Raw genomic sequence first — 21,649 nt, 5'->3', positions numbered from 1 at the left:
TGTATCGAACCGGTCAGGCGACGCGTTCCTCGCGTCTGTCTGCGGCTGAAACGATTGCGCCTTCTTGCTCGAGCGCTTCGATCTGCTTCTGGTCGAACCCATGTTCGGCCAGCACCTCGCGGGTATGCTCACCGTAGACCGGCGCGCCCGAGAGCACTTTGCCTGGGGTCTCCGAAAACTTGACGGGAAGCCCGATCGTCTTCACGGGACCGAGCGTGGAATGCTCGACCTCGACGACCATCTCGCGCGCCAGCGTCTGCGGATCGCGGAGCGCCTCCAGCATGTCGTGCACGGGGCCGCACGGCACGCCCTTCTCGTCGAGTGCCGCAAGCCAATACGCCCGCGACCGGGTGCGGAAGCGCTCGCTCAGGACGGCCTCGAGCTCCTTCAGATGCGCCATGCGGTCGGCCCCGGTGACGAAACGCGGATCGGAGGCAAGCTCGCTCGCACCGAGCGCTTCCAGCATCAACAGCCAATGCTTCTTGTTGGCGCCGCCGACCACCAGCCAGCCGTCCGAGGCCTCGAAGGCCTGGTACGGCGCGTTGAGCGGATGCGCCGAGCCCATCGCGCGCGGTGCGGTGCCTGCGGCCAGCGCGATCGTGGATTGCCAGTAGGTCTGCACCAGGGCCGCCTCGTAAAGCGAGGTCTCGACCCACTGCCCTTCGCCAGTCTTGAGGCGATGCGTATAGGCGGCAAGGATACCCATGCTCGCGAGCAGGCCGGCGGTGATGTCGGACAGCGGCGGGCCGCATTTGACGGGCGGACCATCCGGGCGTTCGCCGGTAAAGCTCATGATCCCGCTCATCGCCTGCGCGACGAGGTCAAAACCGCGGCGGTGTTTGTAGGGGCCGGTGCGGCGAAGCCCGACAGCGAGCAGTAGATCAGCGTTGGATACTGCTTGTGCAGGTCTTCATAGCCGAAGCCGAGGCGCTCCATGGCGCCCGGAGCAAAATTCTCGACCAGCACGTCGGCGTCCGCGATCAGCCGCCGCAGCACCTTCTTGCCGCCATCGGTCTTGAGGTCCAGCACGATGCCGCGCTTGTTGCGGTTCATCATCAGGAAGGAGGCCGCCTCATCGCCGATCTTGGGCGGCACCGAATGGCGGGTGTCGTCGCCGTTCGGCCATTTCTCGATCTTGATGACGTCCGCGCCCATGTCGGCGAGCATCAAGGTGCAGGTCGGCCCCGCCATGACATGGGTGAGATCGATGACCTTGAGGCCGGCAAGCGGTCCCGAACGGCGAGAGGTGGATTGCGATCGATCGCTTTGCATCGGCCCGTCCTATTGGCCGCGCCATTGCGGCGCGCGCTTGTTGAGGAAAGCATCGAGCCCTTCGCGAAAATCCTGGCTCGTGTAGCACATCAGGATGAGGTCTTCCCCCTCGTCCCGGGTCAGCCGCCTTTGCAGGCGCGCCACCGCCTGCTTGGTCGCGGTCAGCGTCAGCGGCGCGTGGCTGGCCAGCAGGCGAGCGACCTCGTCGGCACGCCTGTCCAGGGCCGCGATATCCTCGACGACCTCGCCGAGCAGCCCGACGCTGGCGGCTTCAGCGGCGTCAATGAGGCGCGCGGTGAAGATCAGATCCTTGACGCGCGCAGCGCCGATGAGCGCGGTGAGACGGCTGACATTGGACATCGACAGGCAATTGCCGAGCGTCCGGGCGATCGGAAATCCGATTTTGGCGCTGTTCGTGCCGATGCGCAGGTCGCAGGCCGCGGCGATGCCCGCCCCGCCGCCGGTGCAGAACCCGTTAATCGCGGCGATGGTCGGGACCCGGCACTGCTCGAGCGTGGTGAGCACGCGGTCGATGCGGTTCTCGTAGTCGATCGCGTCCTGCGGCGTCTTGAACTCGCGGAACTGGTTGATGTCGGTGCCGGAGGCGAAGGCCTTGTCGCCGGCCCCGCGCAGCACCAGCACCTTGAGCGAATGATCGCGGTCGGCCTCTTCGCAGATCGCCGCGAGCCGTTCGTACATGGCGAAGGTGAAGGCATTGCGCGCCTGCGGACGGTTGAAGGTGATCCGCCCGATGCCGTCCTGACGTTCAAAAACGAGGTCGTCCGCCTCCGCAGCGTGGTCCATTTCCTCATGCCCTCTTGTTTTTTACATTTTTGAATGCAGAATCTGCGATTAGCAAGCTGGAACTTGCATATTTCGACTGATTACTGCGTTTTTGCATTCAAATTGGAGCCGCCTGCCATGCTTCATGAGGAGGTCGTCGGCCGCATCCGCGCCATCCTGCTCGACGGCGAAATCCCGCCGGGCGCGCGGATTCCCGAGCGCGAGCTGTGCGACCGGCTCCAGATCTCGCGCACGCCGCTGCGGGAAGCGCTCAAGGTGCTCGCCGCCGAAGGTCTCGTGCAGCTCCTGCCTCATCGCGGCTCGCGCGCAGCGAAGCTGACCGACAAGGACATGCGCGACCTGTTCGAAGTCTGCCAGGGGCTCGAAGCGCTTGCCGGCGAGCTCGCCTGCGAGCGGATCAGCGACGCCGAGATCGACGAGATCGCCGCTGCGCACACGGACATGGTGCGGCACTATCGCGAGGGCGACCTGATCCAGTACTACCGCGGCAACCGCGCCATCCACGAAGCCATCGTCGCCGCGGCCGGAAATCCCGCACTGACCGGGCTCTACGCCTCCGTGACGGCGCGCATCCGCCGCGCGCGCTACGTCACGCCGATGACGCCGCAGCGCTGGGCGTTCGCCGTGAAGGAGCACGAGGCGATCCTGAACGCGCTGCAGCGGCGCGACGGCGCCGGCCTCTCGCACATCCTGCGTGCGCATCTCCGCCACAAGCGCGAAGAGGTCTTGCAGGCCGGCTTTGCCGAAACGGAAGCAAGCGACCTCGCGCTGCGGATCGCGTGAGGCATTCGGCTTCTGGCCATCGCGCCGTTTCGCTGCGATAACCGCCTGGCACGTCGATCACGCCATCAGGCCCGCCGCAATGAACACGCCGCTGCTTTCAGACCCCGGCGCACGCGCCAGCTCCGACAGCACCGGAGGCGCGCCGCAAGGCGGCTTTGCCGACCTGGTTCCCGAACTCAGCGTTTCCGACATTCAGGAGAGCCTGTCGTTCTGGCGCGACCTGCTCGGTTTCGAAGTCGCCTATGACCGCCCCGATGCGCGGTTTGCGTATCTCGTCAGAGGGCGATTGCAGGTGATGCTCTGCGAATTGAACGGACGCTGGGAGACGGCCGAGATGCAGCGGCCGTTCGGGCGCGGCATCAATTTTCAGATGGCTGTCGATCGCATCGAGCCGATGCTGAAGGCTCTCGACGATGCCAGATGGCCCCTCTACGAGCAGCCGAACGAAGTCTGGTACCGGGTCGGCGACCTCGAAGTCGGCCAGCGTGAATTCCTCGTGCAGGATCCGGACGGCTACCTGATGCGCTTCGTCGAACGCCTGGGGACACGCGTGCCGTCGTGACGCGAAAAGATTCCTGCAGTCCTGCCGCGTCGGGCGGTCAGGAGACACAATCGCGACACAATCATTGATTGCATTGCGGCACCGCGTGGCTGGATCGTGCTGACGAAAGCAACGTCGGCAACCGGTGTCTTTTGTCGCGCGCCGGAATTGCATCGCGCACTTTGACAAGCCGCGCTGACCCGCAAATCAATTCCACTTGCTAGCTTGTCTGAACCGGCGCAGCATTCCACCGCTGGCCTCAGGCCGAACACAACGCGCGAGACAATCGCGCAGCTCAAAAGAAGAATGGAGGAAACGAATGACACTCGATGTCTCACGTCGATCCCTGCTCGCACTCGGCGCCGGCCTTGGCGCCAGCGCAATGCTCGGCAGCAGTGCGATGGCACGCGCTCCCAAGCTCGGCACCCAGACTCCCTATTGGCACCGCTTCATTCTCGGCGACGCCGAAGTGACCGTCGTCTCCGACGGACCGTTGCCGCTCGGCGATCCCTCCGGCACCTTCACCGGCGTTTCCAAGGAAGAGGTGAAGAAGATGCTCGCCGACAATTTCCTGTCGCCGGACAATGTCGTGCTCGAGCAGAACTCGCCGATCGTGAACACCGGCGACAAGCTCATCCTGTTCGACACCGGCATGGGCAGCTCCAAGATGTTCGGCCCCACCACCGGCCGGCAGCAGAAGAGCATGATGGAGGCCGGTATCAAGCCGGAGGACATCGATGCCGTGGTCTGCTCGCACGCGCATATCGATCACATCGGCGGCATCGTGGATGCCAACAACAAGCCGCTGTTTCCGAACGCGCAGATCTACATCTCCCAGACCGATTTCGATTTCTGGACCGATGAAGGCAAGATGGGGAGCCCGGCAAAGGACTTCGTCGTGCACGCCCGCAAGAACCTGCTGCCGGTCCGCGACCGCATCGTGTTCTTCAGGGACGGCCAGGAATTCCTGCCCGGCGTGCAGGCCATCTCCGCGCCCGGCCACACCGTCGGCCACACCATCTTCATGGTCAGCTCGGCCGGCAAGTCCTTCGCCTTCCTCGGCGACCTCTCGCACCATTCCGTGCTGCTGCTGGAGCGGCCGCGGATGGAATTCTCCTACGACACCGACCCGAAGCAGGCAGCCGAGTCGCGCGTCAAGCTGCTCACCATGCTCGCGGCCAACAAGACGCCCGTGATGTCCTATCACTTCGCCTGGCCCGGCTACGGCCACGTCGCCAAGGCGGGTGACGGGTTTCACTACTATCCCGAACCGATGCAGATGACGTTGTAGCCGGTGATACCAAGCCCGGGTCGCGCATGTGCGGCCCGGGCCGTTCGCTTGATCTGACCGACAGAGGGGAATGATCCCTGACCGGTTCCTGTCGCGTCGCAACGACACTTCTGGAGCATTTTTCGGCAAGGCAGGCCCGTTCCAGGCAAGAGCTCGCCTCACTGCTCGGATAAGAGTCCCCTCGCATCACTTTCGTCGACGAGAGCTCGTGACGCCCCTTTGGCCTGACGCCGCTCACGCTCGCAAAATGCTCAGGAGACATGCCATGAAGATCGTCGTGATCGGCGGCAGCGGATTGATCGGATCCAAGCTCGTGTCGAGACTCAAGCAGCAAGGCCACGAGGTCATAGCGGCCTCTCCAAAAACAGGCGTGAACGCCGTGACCGGGGAAGGCCTCGCTGCCGCGCTGGCAGGCGCGGATGTCGTGGTCGACGTCGCCAACGCGCCGTCCTGGGAGCCGGCCGCCGTGCTGGAATTCTTCCAGCGTTCGAGCCAGAACCTCGCCGCGACCGAGGCCGCAGCAGCCGTCAAGCATCATGTCGCGCTGTCGATCGTGGGAACCGATCGCTCGCCCGACATCGCCTATTTTCGTGCCAAGCTCGCGCAGGAGACCATCGTCAAGGCATCTCCGGTCCCCTACTCGATCGTTCGCGCCACGCAGTTTTTTGAATTCCTCGGGGCCATCGGCGAAGCGGGAGCGATTGACGGCAAGATCGTCGTGCCATCGGCGTCGTTTCAACCGATCGCATCCGACGACGTGGTTGCTTCCCTCGCGGAGGTCGCGACGGGACGGCCGCTCAACGGCACGATCGATATCGCGGGACCGGAAAAAGCTCCCTTCAACGAGTTCGTCGCGCGCCGCCTGAAAGCATCGGGCGACAGCCGCCCGGTGGTGGGAGACGCCAAGGCAGGATATTACGGTGCCCCCATCGAGGACACCTCGCTGGTCCCGCTCGGCGAGGCGCGGCTCGGGAAAACGTCGCTCGCAAAATGGCTCGCGACGGCTTGAGGATCTGCGATCCCAAGGTCGCTGCAACCACGGCAATGAAGGAAATCCCATGCGCAGATTGCTGATCGCAACGGCGGCTTACGCCGCATTCGTCCTGGCGGCCCAGGCAGCCGAGACGCAGCCCGCAGCGAAGTCGGCCAAGGTGACTGTCGTGTTTGACCAGGTCCTGCCGAATGCTCCCGGCAAGAGCATGAAGGGCGTGCTGGTCGAGTATGGTCCCGGAGGCTCCTCACCGGCCCACACCCACGCGCGCTCCGCGTTCATCTATGCCACGGTGCTCGAGGGAGCGATCCGCAGCCAGGTCAATGACGAGCCCGCCAAGGTCTTTCACAAGGGAGAGAACTTCTCCGAGAAGCCCGGCGATCGCCATGCCGTCAGCACCAACGCCAGCGATACCGAGCCGGCGAAGCTGCTGGCCGTCTTCGTGGTGGACACCGCCGATACCGAGTTGACAACGCCGATCGCGAAGTAGCGCGCGGGCCAAGGCGCTTCGGCGCAAGATGTCAGCAGCCGAGCCTGTCGGCGATCCCGCCGAAATCCTTGGCGACGATGTCCCAGTTGCCGGTGGCTTCGAAGTCGACCTTCTGCAACGGCCCGTACTCCGTCGGCCGCGCCACGAACGCGGTCTTCAGGCCGTTGTTCTGCGCGGCGGCGAGATCGCCGTTGTGGGCGGCGACCATCATCACCTCGCCCGGCTTGAGGCCGAGCAGGCGCGCAGCGCCGAGATAAGTCTCGGGATCGGGCTTGTAGTGCTCGAACAGCTCCGCGGACATGACGAGGTCCCACGGCAGGCCGGCGAACTTCGCCATGTTGGTGAGCAGCGCGACGTTGCCGTTCGACAGCGGCGAGATGACGAATTTCGACTTCAGCCGCGTCAGGCCGGCGACGCTGTCGGGCCAGGGATGCAGGCGATGCCAGCCCTTGGTGAGGTAATCGAGATCGGCTTCGGTGAGGCCCTTGATCGAGAATTGCGCGACCAGCTTTTCCAGCGAGCGGCGGTGCAGATCGTCGAGCATGACATAGCCGCGCTCGGGATGTTTGCGCACGTCGTCCATCGAGGCCATGTACATGCCGCGCCAGCCGTCCACCAGGGCGGTCCAGTCGGCGCTGATGCCGCGCTGCCTGCTCCACCACATGAAGTCGGTGATCAGGCTGGTGCGCCAGTCGACGACGGTGCCGAACACGTCGAAGACCAGGGCTTTGACGGCGGAGAGATCGGACATGGGCGCTTCCTCTTTTTGCTTTTGTCTTTGTCATTCCGGGGCGCGCGGAGCGCGAACCCGGAATCCAGAGGTTGTCGGCGCGAGATTCCGGGTTCTCTGGGCCGCGCTTCGCGCGGTCCCGTTCGCCCCGGAATGACGGCAAACGTCAGTCCAGGTGGAACTTCGCCAGCTCGCGGTGCTCGGCCTTGATGTAGCGCACGGTGCCGGTGACGGAGCGCATCACCACCGTCTCGGTCTCGATCACGCCGTCCTTGCGGAACTTGACGCCCGACAGCAGCGAGCCGGTGGTGACGCCGGTGGCGGCGAACAGGCAGTCGCCGCGCGCCATGTCCTCGATGCCGTAGATCATCTTGGGATCGTTGACGCCCATCTTGGCGGCGCGCTCGCGCTTCTCGTCGGAATCGAGGATGAGGCGGCACTGCATCTGGCCGCCGATGCAGCGCAGCGCCACGGCCGCGAGCACGCCTTCCGGCGCACCGCCGGTGCCGAGATACATGTCGACGCCGGTGTTGTCGGGGTCGGCGCAATGGATCACGCCGGCGACGTCGCCGTCGGTGATGAGGCGCACCGCCGCGCCGGTCGAGCGCACGCTCTCGATGATGCTGGCATGGCGCGGGCGGTCGAGCACGAGAACGGTGATGCCGTCCGGTTGGACACCCTTGGCCTTGGCGAGGCGGCGGACGTTGTCAGCCGGGCTCGCATCGAGATCGACGATGCCCTTGTCGTAGCCCGGTCCGATCGCAAGCTTCTGCATGTAGACGTCGGGAGCGTGCAGCAGCGTGCCGCCGTCGGCCATCGCCATGGTGGCGATCGAGCCCGGCATGTTCTTGGCGCACAGCGTGGTGCCTTCGAGCGGGTCGACCGCGATGTCGACCTGCGGGCCGGCATTCATGCCAACCTTCTCGCCGATGAACAGCATCGGCGCCTCGTCGCGCTCGCCCTCGCCGATAACGATGGTGCCCTCGATCGGCAGCTTGTTGAGCTCGCGCCGCATCGCGTCCACGGCGGCCTGGTCGGCCGCCTTCTCGTTGCCGTGGCCGCGCAGCCGCGCCGAAGACACCGCCGCCCGCTCGGTCACCCGCACGATCTCCAGCGTGAGGATGCGCTCGAGCAACGCGTGCGGCGGGACTGAAATATGGGTCGACATCGGCTAACTCCTTCGAAACGGTTCTGGACGGAAATCTCCGCCCGCATCAACTCGTAACACCCACAGTTCGTTCGAACCGTGTCATTGCTTGAGCCTGCTCTTTCCGGAAAACCGCTTCACACTTTTGCGCGGGCGCGGCCCTCCGGGTCTGGAGCATGCTCTAGTTCTTCTCGATCCGGATCACCTGCGGCCGTCCGCTGATCACCTTGTCGCGCTGCACGGCGGCGAGCGCGCGGCGCACCGCGTCCTCGTGCGTCGCATAGGTGATCAGGATGACGGGCACGGGGACCGCCTTGCCGTTCGCCGACGCAGTGCCGCCATTCGGATGACGCTGCACGATCGACTCGATCGAAATCTTCTGTTCTGCCAGCCGGGTCGCGATTGCCGCCGCAGTGCCCGGGAAATCGCGCGCCAAAAGGCGGATGTAGTAGCCGCCCTCGTGGCGCTCCATCGGCGCCTTTTTGGTGTCGCGCAAATGCGAGATCGGCCGGCCGAACGGATTGGCGCGGATGCCGCGCGCGACGTCGGCGATGTCGGCGACAACGGCGGATGCAGTCGCGGCACCGCCTGCACCGGGGCCGACCAGCGTGATCGGCGGAATGCCCTCGCCATCGATCGTGACCGCATTGGTGACACCCATCACCTGCGCGATCGAGGAGGATTTCGGAACCATGGTCGGGTGCACGCGCTGCTCGATGCCCTTGGCGGTGCGAACGGCAACGCCGAGCAGCTTGACGCGGTAGCCGAGATCGGCGGCCGCGCGAAGATCTTCCGGGGCGATGGAGGAGATACCTTCGACATACACCGCGCTTTGAGCAACTTTCGTGCCGAAAGCGAGGCTGGCGAGAATGGCGAGTTTTTGCGCGGTGTCGTGGCCGTCAACGTCGAAGGACGGATTGGCCTCGGCATAGCCCAGCCGCTGCGCGTCCTTGAGGCATTCGGCAAACGACAGCCCCTCCTGCTCCATCCGCGTCAGGATGTAATTGCAGGTGCCGTTGAGGATACCGTAGACGCGGTTGATGCCGGTTCCCGCCAGGCCCTCGCGTAACGTTTTGATGACGGGAATCGCGGCGCCGACGGCTGCCTCGAAATTCAGCGCGCCGCCGTGCTTTTCGGCGGCCTTGGCGAGCTTGAGGCCGTGCTTGGCCAGCAGCGCCTTGTTGGCGGTGACGACGGACTTGCCGGCATTGAGCGCAGCCTCGACCGCGGAGAGCGCGGGATCGCCGGCGCCGCCCATCAGCTCGACGAAGCAGTCGACCTCCGGATGGGTGGCGAGCGCCATCGGATCCTTCACCCATTCGACGCCGCGCAGGTCGACAGCGCGCTTCTTGGCCTTCGAGCGCGCGGTGACGGCGACGACGCGGATGCCGCGGCCGCTGCGGCCCGCGAGCACGCGTCCCTGCGTTTCAATCAAACGGACAACTTCGGCACCCACGGTGCCGAGCCCCGCTATGCCCACTTTCAGGGGTGCGACCATGATGCTTATCGAAAACCTGTCGAAGAGAATTAGCGCCGATTGGCGAGCGGAACGACGTTGTGCAACGTTTCGATGCCGCTTTCAAGGAAGCGGCGCACGCCGCGCGCGGCTTGCCTGATCCGTTGCTCGTTTTCCACCATGGCGATGCGGACATATCCTTCACCATGCTCGCCGAAGCCGACGCCGGGCGACACCGCGACGCCGGATTTCTCCACCATCAGGGTCGCGAACTGCATGCTGCCGACGCTGCGGAACGCTTCCGGCAGCGGCACCCAGGCGAACATCGAGGCCTCCGGCGGCGGAATCTCCCAGCCGGCGCGGCCGAACGACTCCACCAGCGCATCGCGGCGCTTGCGGTAGGTGTCGCGCATCTCCTTGATGCAATCGTCGGGGCCGTTCAGCGCCGCGGTCGCGGCAACCTGCACCGGCGTGAAGGCGCCGTAATCGAGATAGGATTTGACGCGGGCGAGCGCCGCGATCACGCGCTCATTGCCGACCGCAAAGCCCATGCGCCAGCCGGCCATCGAATAGGTCTTCGACATCGAGGTGAACTCGACGGTGACGTCCATCGCGCCCGGCACCTGGAGCACCGAGGGCGGCGGGTTGTTCTCGTCGAAATAGACCTCGGCATAGGCGAGATCGGACAGGATCAGGATCTCGTGCTTCTTCGCGAACGCCACGAGGTCCTTGTAGAAATCGAGGCTCGCGACATAGGCGGTCGGGTTCGAGGGGTAGCAGACGACGAGCGCCAGGGGCTTGGGGATCGAATGCACGATCGCCCGTTCCACCGCCTCGAAGAACTGCGGCGTCGGCTCGGAGGGTACCGAGCGGATCACGCCGCCCGCCATCAGGAAGCCGAAGGCGTGAATCGGGTAGCTCGGGTTGGGGCACAGGATCACGTCGCCCGGCGCGGTGATCGCCTGCGCCACGTTGGCAAAGCCCTCCTTCGAGCCCAGCGTCGCCACCACCTGGGTGTCGGGGTTGAGCTTCACGCCGAAGCGGCGCGCGTAGTAGCCGGCCTGGGCCCGGCGCAGGCCGGGGATGCCGCGGGAGGCCGAGTAGCGGTCGGTGCGCGGCTTGCCGAGCGTCTCCTTGAGCTTCTCCAGCACGTGCGGCGGAGCCGGCAGGTCCGGATTGCCCATGCCGAGGTCGATGATGTCGGCGCCGGCGTTCCGCGCGGCCGCCTTGGCCCGGTTGACCTGCTCGAACACGTAAGGCGGAAGGCGGCGGATGCGGTAAAACTCTTCCATGGCTCTCTGGGCTCCGGGCACCCGGTCAGGACAGAATCGACAGGCTAGAACGGCCGTTCGGAGACGCGCTCGCCCCTTTCGCAAAAATTGCTCAAAATCAAACGTTTAGAGCAACATCCGACGACGGGGGCTGAAGTCGTTCGCCCTGACTCTCGGCTGAACTGAGGTCTTTTTAGCACGCCAAGGCGGTCGCGCCAGCGATTACCTTGCACCGCCTCATTTGGCGTCCTTGGCGGCGACCGCCTGGCGGTCGCGCGCGGCGGCAAGCTCGGCCTCGATCTTGGCGCGCTGGTCCGGCGGGATGACCGCCTGATCGCGCTCCGGCGGCAGATCATGCACCGGCAAATAGGTGCCGGGCTCCCTGGAATGCGCCTGCGCATCCGCAGGCGTCATATCCGCGAGCTGACTCGAGCAGCCGCCCAGCGCGAACGCCACGCTCAGCAGCGCGCCGCAGATCAGCAGCGACTTTTGCAGGTCCCTCAACGCCAACACTTGGGAAAATCCCCTACTCGTCCCAAAGCACGGCCCCGGGCAACCTTACCCAAGACCACGCCCAAGCTCAAACCATTGCTGCCCAAATGGTCCGAGCGAGAAAACGCCTCGGCACTACCAAACCGAGCGGTGCGGCTCGATTGTGACGGAACCAAGAAAATTTGTCGCAGTGCAACACATCTTCGAGAGTGTTTAGCGTCAAACATGCGAGCTTCGCGGTGACGAATACGGAATGAATCGTTACTGTTCTGCTCATGAGTATGGCCACGACCGACACGCCCAAACCCGAGACGAAGTTCGATGCGGAAGCCTTCGCGATGAATGTCGCGCGGGCGATGGAGAGCGGCGGCAAGGCGCTGGCCGCCTTCCTCAAGCCGCGCGAGAGCGGCGAGGTGCAGGACCGCCCGCCGGCCGAGCTTGCCGAAGTCGTCAAGGCCTTCACATCGGTCGCCGAATACTGGCTGTCGGACACCTCGCGCTCGTCCGATCTCCAGACCAAGCTCGCCAAGGACTATCTCGACCTCTGGGGCGCGGCGGCGCGCCGCATGGCCGGCCAGGACGCCCCGCCCGCGATCGCGCCCTCGCCGCGCGACAAGCGTTTCGCCGATCCGGAATGGAAGTCGAACCAGTTCTTCGATTTCGTGATGCAGCTCTATCTGCTCACGACCAAATGGGCGCAGGAGCTGGTGCGTGACGCCGAGGGGCTCGACCCGCAGACCCGCCGCAAGGCCGAGTTCTACGTCCAGCAGGTCACCAACGCGCTGTCGCCCTCGAACTTCGTGCTGACCAATCCGGAAGTGCTGCGCGAGACGGTGGCGAGCAGCGGCGAGAATCTGGCGCGCGGCCTGAAGATGCTGGCCGAGGACATCGCGGCCGGCAAGGGCATGCTGAAGATCCGCCAGTCCAACCCGGACAATCTCGTCGTCGGCGTCAACATGGCGACGACGCCGGGCAAGGTGATCTACCAGAACGAGATGATGCAGCTCATCCAGTATTCTCCGACCACGGAGAACGTGCTGCGCACCCCGCTCCTGATCGTGCCGCCCTGGATCAACAAGTTCTACATTCTCGATCTCAAGCCGGAGAAATCCTACATCAAGTGGTGCGTCGACCAGGGCATCACCGTGTTCGTGATCTCATGGGTCAATCCCGACAAGCGGCTCGGTAACAAGAGCTGGGAAGACTACATGAAGGAAGGCCCGCTCACGGCGATGGACGTGATCGAGAAGGTCACCGGCGAGATGAAGGTGCACACCGCCGGCTATTGCGTCGGCGGCACGATGCTCGCGACCACGCTGGCCTGGCTCGCCGAGAAGCGCCGCCAGCGCGTGAGTTCGGCGACGTTCTTCGCGGCACAGGTGGACTTCACCCATGCCGGCGATCTCCTCGTGTTCGTCGACGAGGATCAGATCGCATCGCTCGAGCACGACATGAAGACCGCCGGCGTGCTCGAAGGCTCCAAGATGGCGATGGCCTTCAACATGTTGCGCTCCAACGATTTGATCTGGTCCTACGTCGTCAGCAATTACCTGAAGGGCCAGCAGCCGAGCGCGTTCGACCTGTTGCACTGGAATTCGGATGCGACGCGCATGACCGCGTCGAACCATTCCTACTACCTGCGCAATTGCTATCTGGAGAACCGGCTGTCCACGGGCACGATGGTGCTCGACAACACGCTGCTCGATCTCTCCAAGGTCAAGGTGCCCGTCTACAACCTCGCCACCCGCGAGGACCACATCGCGCCGGCCGAGTCGGTGCTGTACGGCTCGCAATTCTTCGGCGGCCCGGTGAAATACGTGCTGTCCGGCTCGGGCCACATCGCCGGCGTCGTCAACCCGCCCGCCTCGAACAAGTACCAGTACTGGACCAACGACACCATCAAGGACGTCAACGTCGCCGAGTGGATGAAGGGCGCGGTCGAGCACAAGGGCTCGTGGTGGCCGGACTGGCGGCAATGGCTCGGCGAGCTCGACCCCGAGGAGGTCCCGGCGCGCGCAGTCGGCAGCGAGGCGCTCCCCCCAATCGAGGATGCACCCGGCAGCTATGTCAGGGTTCGCGCATAGCGGAATCTCCTGCGCTTGTATAAGCTCGCCTTCAGCACAGTGATGAATGAGGGGACCGGGTTATGACGCGTGAATTGTTCTGGCTGACACTGACGGTGATTTTCACTGGCATCCTGTGGGTCCCCTACATCCTCGACCGCTGCCAGGTTCGCGGGCTGTCGGGCGCCATGGCAAACCCCTCCCGCAGCGACAAGCCGCAATCGCCCTGGGCGACGCGACTCATGTTCGCGCATGACAACGCCGTGGAAAATCTCGTGATCTTCGCACCGCTGGTGCTGATCCTGAACGCGATCGACTATTCGTCGAAATGGACCGTTCTCGCTTGCGCGGTCTATTTCTGGTCGCGCGTCGCACATCTGATCGTCTACGCGATGGGAATCCCGGTGTTCCGCACCCTGGCCTTCACCGTCGGCTTCCTCGCGCAGGCCGTGCTGGCGCTGGCGATCTTCAAGGTGCTTTGAGCATCCGAAAAGCAGGCGCAGGCCCCTGCGATCTGCGATATTGTCACGCGGGCTGAGGCAACCGAAGCGAGGATTCCGGATGCGGACCCTTCTTTCAGCCATCGCGATGATCGCGCTCGCCGGATTTGGCGGCGAGGTGCAAGCGCAATGCTCCGAACTGATGCGCCTGCGCAGCGAAGCCATCGAAGCCACCAAGCCGATGAACCGTGGATTGATGCCGGACCGCTGTAACGCTTACATCCGCGCATCGCTCGCCTGGAGTTCCCTGCACGCCTACGCGCAAGACCATCAGGAGGCGTGCGACATCTCCAGCCGCTCGCTCGGTGAAATCGAAAAGTCTCACCACGACGCGGTGGTGGCGCGTGACAATGTCTGTGCCGGCCGTCCCGTTCGGCCGTTTCCGGCGGACGTGATTTTGCGCTGAGTTTTGGCGCGGCACGAAGAGCCCCGGCAGCCGCGTATCTTGCTGCCGAGCATTCCCGGCGTCATGGCGAGGCGCGAAGCAATCCAGACTGTCGCCGCGGAAAGATTCTGGATTGCTTCGCTTCGCTCGCGGCGACGGTGGAGAGAGAGCCTTGCCCCTACTCTTCCGGCAGCCCCAGCATCAGCCGCATGTTCTGCACGGCCGCGCCCGAGGCACCCTTGCCGAGATTGTCGAGCCGGGCGACCAGCACGGCCTGGTGATATTTGTCGCTGACGAAGACGTAGAGCTCGAGCATGTTGGTCTCGTTCAGCGCCTCCGGCTCGAGCCGGCCGCCCTTTGTCGCCTCGTTCTGGAGCGGCATCACCGAGACGTATTTCGAGCCGGCGTAGCGTTTCGCCAGCGCGGCCTGGAGATCGGCACCGCTGGGCTTGCCCGGCAGCATGTCGAGCTGGAGCGGCACCGAGACCAGCATGCCCTGCCGGTAGTTGCCGACCGAGGGAATGAAGATCGGCCGCCGCGTCAGGTTCGAATAGAGCTGCATCTCCGGCAGATGCTTGTGCTCGAAGCCGAGGCCGTAGAGCTCGAAGGACGGCGCGCTGCCGTCTTCGAAGCTCGCGATCATCGACTTGCCGCCGCCGGAATAGCCGCTCACCGCGTTCACCGTGACGGGATAGTCAGATGGCAACAGCCCGGCATCGACGATCGGCCGCAAGAGCGCGATCGCGCCGGTCGGATAGCAGCCGGGATTGGAGACCTTCTTCGCGGCCTTGATCTTGGCGGGCTGATCCGGCGTCAGTTCCGGAAAGCCGTAGGCCCAGTCGGGCGCAACCCGGTAGGCGGTCGAGGCGTCCAGCACCTTCGGGCCCGACGGCCCCATGCTGTCGATGAGCGCAACCGTCTCCTTGGCGGCCTCGTCGGGCAGGCAGAGGATGACGAGATCGACCTCCTCCATCAGCGCCTTCTTCACCGCGGGATCCTTGCGCTTGTCGTCGGCGATCGTCTTCACCGCGACGACGCTCTGGAGCTTCAGCCGCTCGTTGATGCCGAGCCCGGTGGTACCGGAGCCGCCGTCGACGAAGACGGTGGCGGGCTTGGTCGCGGCGCCCGCCGTCGGGGCCTGTTTGGTATCAGTAAGGCTCATGGCACGCTCCTTTCGAGCTTGTTGGTTTCGGCCGCGAAGGCTTCCGGCCTCACGTCCTGCATCAGTTGCGCGATCTCCCTCGCGTCGGCGGCGGGTTGCGCACCGAGCGCGTTGGCGATCGCCGTATAGTCGGCGTCCGATTTGTGCTGGTTGAGCTTGAAGCTGCCTTCGACCTCTTCAACCGTCATGACCAGGCCCACGATCCCCTTCTTCATTGCCTCGAGCCGGCCCGCCGTCATCTTGCCCGACGTCCACGGCTTCTTCGGCAAGAGCCAGCTCTCGAACTTGTCGCTGAGCGTATCGATCTGCACCGACAGCTCGTCATCCGACAGCAGCCGCACCGACCCGGTCAGATGCACCGACTGGTAGAGCCATGTCGGCACCTGGTCCGGCGAGACGTACCAGTCCGGCGATACATAGGCATCGGGGCCGTTGACCACGAGCAGCCAGGAGGTCGCGCCGTCCGCAAGCTTTAGCAGCGGATTGTGACGGGCGACATGAAAGGCGGCCTGCGGCGTGCCGTCGGCGGCATAGGTCAGGTAGAACGGCAGCGGCGAGGCGACCGGCTTGTGGCCGTCGAAGGCGCACATCGTGCCGAAGCCGCGCTCCTCAGCGAATTTCAGGCTCGCGGCGCGGTCCTGCTTGAAAAAAGGTGGGGTGTACATCGTGGTCTCCTGCTGGGCCTCCTTGGGGGGCCGCCGGATCAGATCGCGCTGACAGGAGAAAGAATGCCGCGGATCGGGTCCAGCGGCAAAGACGATGATCTCAAACGCGATCGACCGCCCAAACCGCTAACGAGCGGCGGCGGCGACGGGCGAACAGGATGGTCGCGGCGTTGATCATGGCGCGGGGCTATAGGGCCAGATCCGGTTCCCGTCAAGGTTCAGGCGTCAGATCACGCGCCAGATCCATTCCATGATCTTCGCGATCACGTCGCCGAACAGCAGCAGCGCCGCCGACCAGACCAGCGCCGAGACGAAATTGGCGGCCTGGAAGCTCCAATAGGGCATCTCGAAAATGCCGGCAGCAAGCGGCACGGACGCACGCAACGGGCCGAAGAACCGGCCGATGAAGATGCTGGGCACGCCCCAGCTCCGCACGAAGGCCTCACCCCTGGGCAGAAGTTCCGGATAGCGCGAGAGCGGCCACATCTGCGCGACATGCTCCTTGTAGCGATAGCCGAACCAGTAGGAGACCCAGTCGCCGAGCGCCGCGCCGAGGCCACCGGCAATCCACACCGGATAGAAGCTGATGCCGCTGACCCCGATCAGCGCGCCGATCGCCACCAGTGCGCCCCAGGCCGGAATCAGCAGCGAGATGAAGGCGAGCGACTCCCCGAACGCCAGCAGGAACACGATCGGAGCCGCCCAAGCCTCGTGAGCACGCACGAAGTCGGCCAGTGCGTGCGCAAACTGCTCCATGCCAGAATAGCCTTCCCGCCCCGTCTCAAGGTCCTGCTCAGTGAAAAAGACTGGTAAGCCAGGGACTTGTGTGACATCAAGTCACAAAACCCGGCTGAGCGTCGACCTCACCGTCAAATTGCCGGGAACGGAGCGGCCCGCGGCGTAAAATCGCCGGGATTAGCTCCCAACCCCAGCCCCCGCCGGCCCTGCGGTGACCTTTCCAGGCCAGCCGTGTCATAGTCGCCCGAACCGATTCGCCGCCCGCGCGGCCCTCAAAACACATCAAAATTCATGTCCAAGCAGTTGAAACCCAAAGCAAAAGACGACTTTTTCGGCGGCAACGAGCCGAAGCCCCGCGCCGCCGCCAAGGCGTCGCCACGCGCGGGCGGCGCGGAAGCCGACTACACCGCGGCCGACATCGAGGTGCTCGAAGGCCTGGAACCGGTGCGGCGCCGACCCGGCATGTATATCGGCGGAACCGACGAGAAGGCGCTGCATCACCTGTTCGCCGAAGTCATCGACAACTCGATGGACGAGGCGCTCGCCGGGCACGCGACCTTCATCGGCGTCGAGCTCAGCGCGGACGGCTTTCTCACCGTCACCGACAACGGCCGCGGCATCCCGATCGATCCGCATCCGAAGTTTCCGAAGAAGTCGGCGCTCGAAGTCATCATGTGCACGCTGCACTCGGGCGGCAAGTTCGACAGCAAGGTCTACGAGACCTCGGGCGGCCTGCACGGCGTCGGCATCTCCGTCGTGAACGCCCTCTCCTCCCTTCTCGAGGTCGAGGTCGCGCGCAGCCAGAAACTCTACCGCATGACGTTCGAGCGCGGGCACCCCAAGGGCAAGCTCGAGGATCTCGGCAAGATCAACAACCGCCGCGGCACGCGCGTGCGCTTCAAGCCCGATACCGACATCTTCGGCGCCAAGGCCGCGTTCAAGCCGCAGCGCCTGTTCAAGATGACGCGTTCAAAGGCCTATCTGTTCGGCGGCGTCGAGATCCGCTGGAACTGCGCGCCCGAACTGCTCAAGGGCATCGACGACGTGCCGGCGGAAGCGACTTTCCACTTCCCCGGCGGCCTGAAGGATTATCTCGCCGCCGCGATCCACGCCGACACGCTGGTGCATCCCGACATCTTCTCCGGCAAGTCGGGCCGCAACGGCGCGCATGGCGCCTGCGAATGGGCGGTCGCCTGGACCGCGGATGCCGACGGCTTCCTCTCGTCCTACACCAACACGGTGCCGACGCCCGATGGCGGCACGCATGAATCCGGCCTGCGCACCGCGCTGCTGCGCGGCCTGAAGGATCACGCCGAGCGCGTCGGCCAGGGCAAGCGCGCCTCGTCCATCACGTCGGAAGACGTGATGGTGGGTGCGGCGGTGATGCTCTCGGTGTTCGTGCGCGAGCCTGAATTCCAGGGCCAGACCAAGGATCGGCTCGCTACCGCCGAAGCGCAACGCATCGTCGAGCAGGCAATGAAGGATCCGTTCGACCATTGGCTGTCGGGCAATCCGAACCAGGCCAACAAGCTGCTCGACTTCGTGATCGACCGCGCCGAGGAGCGCCTGCGCCGCCGCCAGGAGAAAGAGACCGCGCGGAAAACCGCGGGCAAGAAGCTGCGCCTGCCCGGCAAGCTCGCCGACTGCAGCGACGCCGGCACCGAAGGCTCCGAGCTGTTCATCGTCGAGGGCGACTCGGCCGGCGGCAGCGCCAAGCAGGCACGCGACCGCAAGACCCAGGCCGTGCTGCCGCTGCGCGGCAAGATCCTCAACGTCGCTTCTGCCGGCAAGGACAAGCTGACGGCGAACGCCCAGCTTTCCGACCTCGTGCAGGCGATCGGCTGCGGCACGCTCGCGCAATATCGCGAAGAGGATCTGCGCTATCAGCGCATCATCATCATGACCGACGCCGACGTCGACGGCGCCCATATCGCCTCGCTGCTGATCACCTTCTTCTACCGGCAGATGCCGCGGCTGATCGACGAGGGCCACCTCTTCCTCGCGGTGCCGCCGCTCTACAAGCTCACCCACGGCTCGAAGTCGGTCTACGCCCGCGATGACGCGCACAAGGAGGCGCTGATCAAGAGCGAGTTCAACGCCAACGCCAAGGTCGAGGTGAACCGCTTCAAAGGCCTCGGCGAAATGATGCCGGCGCAGCTCAAGGAGACCACCATGGATCCGGCCAAGCGGACCATGCTGAAGGTGGTCCTGCTGGCGGACGACCGCGACACCACGGCCGATTCGGTGGAGCGTCTGATGGGCACCAAGGCCGAGGCACGGTTTGCCTTCATCTCGGACAAGGCCGAATTCGCGAACGAAGACCTGCTCGACGTCTGAATCCGCGCCCCGACGTCGTATCGCGCGTCCGACAAAGGCCCCGGCATCGTCCGGGGCTTTTTTCGTCAGGCCCAGGCCCTTTCCAGCGACGCCTCGGCCGCTTCGGGCGGGCGACTCGCGGGTACCAGAACCGAAACACACCTTGCCTTCATTTCGGACAACCTTGAACTCGCCAATGGAAGCGTCCCTGGACATCCAGCGACATCATCCGAGTACATTGTAATTCCAAGAGAATTTCGCCTTTATCGCTTTGTCGGCCAAGGTGTGTCTGTCGTACAACTACGGAGGCTTTTCAGACGATTGTGTCCGCGCAGCAACAGCTTTTCGGCAGGAAGCGGCTATAGTCCGGGCATCAGATGACTCGGACTTCAGTGCGCTCGCGTCTGCCACACAGACCAAAGGTTGGGGATTTCAACATGAAGAAGTTTTTGCTCGCTTTGACCGCGGTGGCGGCGATGACGGGATCGGCCTCGGCGGCCGACCTCGGTGCGCGTCCCTACGTTAAGGCCCCGGCCCCGGCCCCGGCCCCGGTCGCCAGCTGGACCGGCTTCTACATCTTCGGCGGTGCCGGCGGCGGTCTGTGGAATGCCGACAGCAGTGTCCAGACCTTCCCTGGTGCTGTTCTCTCCTCGCGTGACCAGCGGCTGGGCGGCAGCGGCTGGTTCGGAACCGTCGGCCTCGGCTATGATTGGCAGTTCAACGGACGCTGGGTGGCTGGCCTCTTCGCCGACGGTCAGTTCGGCGACATCCGCGGCTCTCTCAGCGATCCCAACTTCGCAACCGAAGGTCGCGAAAAGCTGCGCACCAGCTACGCTGCGGGCGCGAGACTGGGCTACCTGGTCGCTCCGAATGTTCTTTCCTACGTGAATGCTGGTTACTCGGGTTCGGAGTGGTCGGGCACGACCCAGTCGTCCCTGTTCACCCCGTTCGCTGCGGTTGATACCACGAAGTCGTTCCGTCGCGACGGCTGGTTCATCGGCGGCGGCGTCGAGAACAATCTCGACCTTTTCGGCATCTCGGCACCGGGCTGGTTCATGAAGACCGAATACCGTTCGGCTTTCTACGATCGCGTGACGCTGCCCCAGACCTTTACCGCCGCCAACGGCGGTGGTCCGACCGGCACCGCCCTCACCTTCAAGCCGTGGGTCCAGACCATCAGCACGTCGCTGGTCTACCGCTTCAACTGGAGCGGCCCGGTCGTCGCCAAGTACTGATCCGAACGCGCGTTCAGACGTCAAAGCCCCGGTATCGTCCGGGGCTTTTTCGTTGCGGGAATGCCGACGACCGCCTTCAGCGACTTGCAGGCGCAGGCGAGCTAACTTCGATCTCTGCCCGGTCCGTATTGGTGATCGCCCTACCCCGAGCAGCGCGCATCGCCGTGGCTCCCGCTCACGCCGGATGCTTGCGCGAGCGCCGCCGTTGTATCCGAACCGCAGCTACGGTTACTGTGCGCCCAAGTTTTCGTGGCCGCGGCAGTCCTTCATGCCGTGGGCCGCGGCGGAACCAGACCAACGGGGAGGAATGCATGCGCAGATTTCTGCTGATCGCAGGCCTGTTTGTCCTCGCCGTCGGGCTGCTCTGGATCGGACAGGGCACGGGCACCGTTCCCTGGCCGCGATCGAGCTTCATGGTCAACCAGCTGCAATGGGCCGGCTATGGTGCTGCCATGGCCGGGTTCGGGCTGGTCCTGATCTGGCAAAGCAACCAATAGAAGAAACCAGGAAGTGAAAGCATGACATCCAGCCGGTTCGATCTCCGCGGCAAGGTCGCGATCGTCACAGGAGGCAATGGCGGCATCGGGCTCGGCCTCGCGCACGGGCTCGCCGATGCCGGCGCCAATATCGCCGTGGTCGGGCGCAACGAAACCAAGTCGGCCACCGCCGTTGCCGATCTCAGACAGCGCGGCGTGAAGGCAATCGCCGTCACCACCGACGTGACCGACCAGGCGGCGGTCGCAGCCATGATCGACCGCGTCGTCAAGGAGTTCGGCCGCATCGACATCCTCATCAACAATGCCGGCATGAGCATCCGCAAGCCGCCGCACGAGCTCGAGCTCGACGAGTGGAACAAGGTGATCGACACCAATCTCACCAGCGCCTTCGTGTGCTCGAAGCTGGCCTATCCGGCGCTGAAGGCGTCCGGCAACGGCAAGGTGATCAACATCGGCTCGATGATGTCGATCTTCGGCGCCAGCTTTGCGACGGCCTACGCGGCGAGCAAGGGCGGCATCGTGCAGTACACGCGCGCCTGCGCCAATGCCTGGGCGCCCGACAACATCCAGGTCAACGCCATCCTGCCGGGCTGGATCGACACCGACCTCACCCGCGGCGCGCGGCAGCAGGTGTCGGGCCTGCACGAGCGCGTGCTGGCGCGGACGCCTGCGGGGCGCTGGGGCGAGATCGACGACTTCGCCGGCATCGCGGTGTTCCTCGCCTCACCCGCCTCGAACTTCGTCACGGGCACCGCGATCCCCGTTGACGGCGGGTTCTCGGTGATGGCCTAAAACGCACGCTCGCTGCACGAAAAAAAGA

At 64.7% G+C, this 21,649-nt stretch carries 21 protein-coding genes and 1 pseudogene; 12 read left to right on the top strand and 10 right to left on the bottom strand.

The features are described 5' to 3' along the window. Window positions 1–13: 13 nt before the first annotated feature. Both ACFLEY_RS21335 and ACFLEY_RS21330 read right to left on the bottom strand, forming a co-directional pair. Window positions 14–1,272, bottom strand: a pseudogene (locus ACFLEY_RS21335) (CaiB/BaiF CoA transferase family protein). Between the two features lie 9 nt (window positions 1,273–1,281). Next, a complete protein-coding gene (locus ACFLEY_RS21330) occupies window positions 1,282–2,076 on the bottom strand; it encodes an enoyl-CoA hydratase/isomerase family protein (RefSeq protein WP_060911862.1) in 795 nt (264 codons plus the stop codon). A 117-nt stretch (window positions 2,077–2,193) separates the two neighbouring features. Between ACFLEY_RS21330 and ACFLEY_RS21325 the strand changes: the two genes are divergently transcribed. From ACFLEY_RS21325 to ACFLEY_RS21305, 5 genes are all read left to right on the top strand, one after another. Further along, entirely contained in the window at window positions 2,194–2,859 is a 666-nt protein-coding gene (locus tag ACFLEY_RS21325) for a GntR family transcriptional regulator (protein ID WP_161535028.1), read from the top strand. Window positions 2,860–2,938: 79 nt separating this feature from the next. Next, window positions 2,939–3,421, top strand: coding sequence for a VOC family protein (locus ACFLEY_RS21320; RefSeq protein WP_074076982.1), 483 nt, complete (start codon window positions 2,939–2,941; stop codon window positions 3,419–3,421). Between the two features lie 298 nt (window positions 3,422–3,719). Next, a complete protein-coding gene (locus ACFLEY_RS21315; protein WP_011087139.1) occupies window positions 3,720–4,691 on the top strand; it encodes an MBL fold metallo-hydrolase in 972 nt (323 codons plus the stop codon). A gap of 265 nt (window positions 4,692–4,956) precedes the next feature. Beyond that, window positions 4,957–5,700: an SDR family oxidoreductase gene (locus ACFLEY_RS21310; protein ID WP_011087138.1), complete on the top strand. Its 744-nt coding sequence runs from the start codon at window positions 4,957–4,959 to the stop codon at window positions 5,698–5,700. 49 nt (window positions 5,701–5,749) lie between these two features. Then, window positions 5,750–6,172 (top strand): cupin domain-containing protein, encoded by a 423-nt coding sequence (locus ACFLEY_RS21305; protein WP_011087137.1) that lies wholly within the window; start codon window positions 5,750–5,752, stop codon window positions 6,170–6,172. A gap of 31 nt (window positions 6,173–6,203) precedes the next feature. Here ACFLEY_RS21305 and ACFLEY_RS21300 read toward each other — a convergent pair whose 3' ends face one another. From ACFLEY_RS21300 to ACFLEY_RS21280, 5 genes are all read right to left on the bottom strand, one after another. Then, a complete protein-coding gene (locus ACFLEY_RS21300) occupies window positions 6,204–6,923 on the bottom strand; it encodes a haloacid dehalogenase type II (RefSeq protein WP_028171285.1) in 720 nt (239 codons plus the stop codon). A gap of 145 nt (window positions 6,924–7,068) precedes the next feature. Continuing rightward, window positions 7,069–8,070, bottom strand: a complete 1,002-nt coding sequence (glpX, locus tag ACFLEY_RS21295; RefSeq protein WP_027542637.1) for a class II fructose-bisphosphatase — start codon at window positions 8,068–8,070, stop codon at window positions 7,069–7,071. A gap of 160 nt (window positions 8,071–8,230) precedes the next feature. Continuing rightward, the gene (locus tag ACFLEY_RS21290) at window positions 8,231–9,547 is read right to left on the bottom strand and encodes a homoserine dehydrogenase (RefSeq protein WP_011087134.1); all 1,317 of its coding nucleotides are present in this window, start codon (window positions 9,545–9,547) and stop codon (window positions 8,231–8,233) included. A gap of 29 nt (window positions 9,548–9,576) precedes the next feature. After that, window positions 9,577–10,797, bottom strand: coding sequence for an LL-diaminopimelate aminotransferase (locus tag ACFLEY_RS21285; protein WP_028171284.1), 1,221 nt, complete (start codon window positions 10,795–10,797; stop codon window positions 9,577–9,579). A gap of 216 nt (window positions 10,798–11,013) precedes the next feature. Next, complete coding sequence (locus ACFLEY_RS21280; protein WP_028171283.1) at window positions 11,014–11,289, bottom strand: hypothetical protein; 276 nt, start codon at window positions 11,287–11,289, stop codon at window positions 11,014–11,016. Window positions 11,290–11,543: 254 nt separating this feature from the next. Between ACFLEY_RS21280 and ACFLEY_RS21275 the strand changes: the two genes are divergently transcribed. The 3 genes from ACFLEY_RS21275 (at window position 11,544) to ACFLEY_RS21265 (ending at window position 14,237) form a co-directional block, all read left to right on the top strand. After that, window positions 11,544–13,352, top strand: a complete 1,809-nt coding sequence (locus ACFLEY_RS21275) for an alpha/beta hydrolase (RefSeq protein ID WP_060911860.1) — start codon at window positions 11,544–11,546, stop codon at window positions 13,350–13,352. A gap of 62 nt (window positions 13,353–13,414) precedes the next feature. Then, entirely contained in the window at window positions 13,415–13,813 is a 399-nt protein-coding gene (locus tag ACFLEY_RS21270) for an MAPEG family protein (protein ID WP_011087131.1), read from the top strand. 79 nt (window positions 13,814–13,892) lie between these two features. Beyond that, window positions 13,893–14,237, top strand: coding sequence for a hypothetical protein (locus ACFLEY_RS21265; protein WP_038967113.1), 345 nt, complete (start codon window positions 13,893–13,895; stop codon window positions 14,235–14,237). A gap of 157 nt (window positions 14,238–14,394) precedes the next feature. Here ACFLEY_RS21265 and argC read toward each other — a convergent pair whose 3' ends face one another. The 3 genes from argC to ACFLEY_RS21250 form a co-directional block, all read right to left on the bottom strand. Continuing rightward, entirely contained in the window at window positions 14,395–15,378 is a 984-nt protein-coding gene (gene argC, locus ACFLEY_RS21260; RefSeq protein WP_060911859.1) for an N-acetyl-gamma-glutamyl-phosphate reductase, read from the bottom strand. Next, complete coding sequence (locus ACFLEY_RS21255; protein WP_060911858.1) at window positions 15,375–16,043, bottom strand: FMN-binding negative transcriptional regulator; 669 nt, start codon at window positions 16,041–16,043, stop codon at window positions 15,375–15,377. The genes argC and ACFLEY_RS21255 overlap by 4 nt, the downstream gene beginning before the upstream one ends. Window positions 16,044–16,268: 225 nt before the next feature. Continuing rightward, window positions 16,269–16,799 (bottom strand): DedA family protein, encoded by a 531-nt coding sequence (locus tag ACFLEY_RS21250; RefSeq protein WP_011087128.1) that lies wholly within the window; start codon window positions 16,797–16,799, stop codon window positions 16,269–16,271. A gap of 273 nt (window positions 16,800–17,072) precedes the next feature. Here ACFLEY_RS21250 and parE point away from each other — a divergent pair, with 273 nt between their 5' ends. From parE to ACFLEY_RS21230, 4 genes are all read left to right on the top strand, one after another. Beyond that, window positions 17,073–19,118 (top strand): DNA topoisomerase IV subunit B, encoded by a 2,046-nt coding sequence (gene parE, locus ACFLEY_RS21245; protein WP_060911857.1) that lies wholly within the window; start codon window positions 17,073–17,075, stop codon window positions 19,116–19,118. 416 nt (window positions 19,119–19,534) lie between these two features. Then, window positions 19,535–20,332, top strand: a complete 798-nt coding sequence (locus ACFLEY_RS21240; protein ID WP_211433956.1) for an outer membrane protein — start codon at window positions 19,535–19,537, stop codon at window positions 20,330–20,332. Between the two features lie 311 nt (window positions 20,333–20,643). Beyond that, entirely contained in the window at window positions 20,644–20,829 is a 186-nt protein-coding gene (locus ACFLEY_RS21235; RefSeq protein WP_027542625.1) for a hypothetical protein, read from the top strand. A 21-nt stretch (window positions 20,830–20,850) separates the two neighbouring features. Continuing rightward, window positions 20,851–21,621: an SDR family NAD(P)-dependent oxidoreductase gene (locus ACFLEY_RS21230; RefSeq protein WP_060911855.1), complete on the top strand. Its 771-nt coding sequence runs from the start codon at window positions 20,851–20,853 to the stop codon at window positions 21,619–21,621. Window positions 21,622–21,649: the final 28 nt, after the last annotated feature.

Source organism: Bradyrhizobium sp. YCK136 (genome assembly GCF_044570075.1).
Classification (GTDB): Bacteria; Pseudomonadota; Alphaproteobacteria; order Rhizobiales; family Xanthobacteraceae; genus Bradyrhizobium; species Bradyrhizobium diazoefficiens.
Note: the sequence above shows the minus strand (reverse complement) of the source record. Positions and strands in the feature narration are given on the sequence as shown.

What these genes read in the sequence shown, in the direction of transcription:
- ACFLEY_RS21270 (WP_011087131.1), top strand. Translation starts at nt 13,415, where the DNA reads ATGACGCGTGAATTGTTCTGGCTGACACTGACGGTGATTTTCACTGGC.
- ACFLEY_RS21250 (WP_011087128.1), bottom strand. Translation starts at nt 16,799, where the DNA reads ATGGAGCAGTTTGCGCACGCACTGGCCGACTTCGTGCGTGCTCACGAG.
- ACFLEY_RS21320 (WP_074076982.1), top strand. Translation starts at nt 2,939, where the DNA reads ATGAACACGCCGCTGCTTTCAGACCCCGGCGCACGCGCCAGCTCCGAC.
- ACFLEY_RS21285 (WP_028171284.1), bottom strand. Translation starts at nt 10,797, where the DNA reads ATGGAAGAGTTTTACCGCATCCGCCGCCTTCCGCCTTACGTGTTCGAG.
- ACFLEY_RS21275 (WP_060911860.1), top strand. Translation starts at nt 11,544, where the DNA reads ATGAGTATGGCCACGACCGACACGCCCAAACCCGAGACGAAGTTCGAT.
- argC (WP_060911859.1), bottom strand. Translation starts at nt 15,378, where the DNA reads ATGAGCCTTACTGATACCAAACAGGCCCCGACGGCGGGCGCCGCGACC.
- ACFLEY_RS21265 (WP_038967113.1), top strand. Translation starts at nt 13,893, where the DNA reads ATGCGGACCCTTCTTTCAGCCATCGCGATGATCGCGCTCGCCGGATTT.
- ACFLEY_RS21310 (WP_011087138.1), top strand. Translation starts at nt 4,957, where the DNA reads ATGAAGATCGTCGTGATCGGCGGCAGCGGATTGATCGGATCCAAGCTC.
- glpX (WP_027542637.1), bottom strand. Translation starts at nt 8,070, where the DNA reads ATGTCGACCCATATTTCAGTCCCGCCGCACGCGTTGCTCGAGCGCATC.
- ACFLEY_RS21235 (WP_027542625.1), top strand. Translation starts at nt 20,644, where the DNA reads ATGCGCAGATTTCTGCTGATCGCAGGCCTGTTTGTCCTCGCCGTCGGG.
- ACFLEY_RS21325 (WP_161535028.1), top strand. Translation starts at nt 2,194, where the DNA reads ATGCTTCATGAGGAGGTCGTCGGCCGCATCCGCGCCATCCTGCTCGAC.
- ACFLEY_RS21305 (WP_011087137.1), top strand. Translation starts at nt 5,750, where the DNA reads ATGCGCAGATTGCTGATCGCAACGGCGGCTTACGCCGCATTCGTCCTG.
- ACFLEY_RS21230 (WP_060911855.1), top strand. Translation starts at nt 20,851, where the DNA reads ATGACATCCAGCCGGTTCGATCTCCGCGGCAAGGTCGCGATCGTCACA.
- ACFLEY_RS21255 (WP_060911858.1), bottom strand. Translation starts at nt 16,043, where the DNA reads ATGTACACCCCACCTTTTTTCAAGCAGGACCGCGCCGCGAGCCTGAAA.
- ACFLEY_RS21330 (WP_060911862.1), bottom strand. Translation starts at nt 2,076, where the DNA reads ATGGACCACGCTGCGGAGGCGGACGACCTCGTTTTTGAACGTCAGGAC.
- ACFLEY_RS21300 (WP_028171285.1), bottom strand. Translation starts at nt 6,923, where the DNA reads ATGTCCGATCTCTCCGCCGTCAAAGCCCTGGTCTTCGACGTGTTCGGC.
- ACFLEY_RS21315 (WP_011087139.1), top strand. Translation starts at nt 3,720, where the DNA reads ATGACACTCGATGTCTCACGTCGATCCCTGCTCGCACTCGGCGCCGGC.
- ACFLEY_RS21240 (WP_211433956.1), top strand. Translation starts at nt 19,535, where the DNA reads ATGAAGAAGTTTTTGCTCGCTTTGACCGCGGTGGCGGCGATGACGGGA.
- ACFLEY_RS21290 (WP_011087134.1), bottom strand. Translation starts at nt 9,547, where the DNA reads ATGGTCGCACCCCTGAAAGTGGGCATAGCGGGGCTCGGCACCGTGGGT.
- parE (WP_060911857.1), top strand. Translation starts at nt 17,073, where the DNA reads ATGTCCAAGCAGTTGAAACCCAAAGCAAAAGACGACTTTTTCGGCGGC.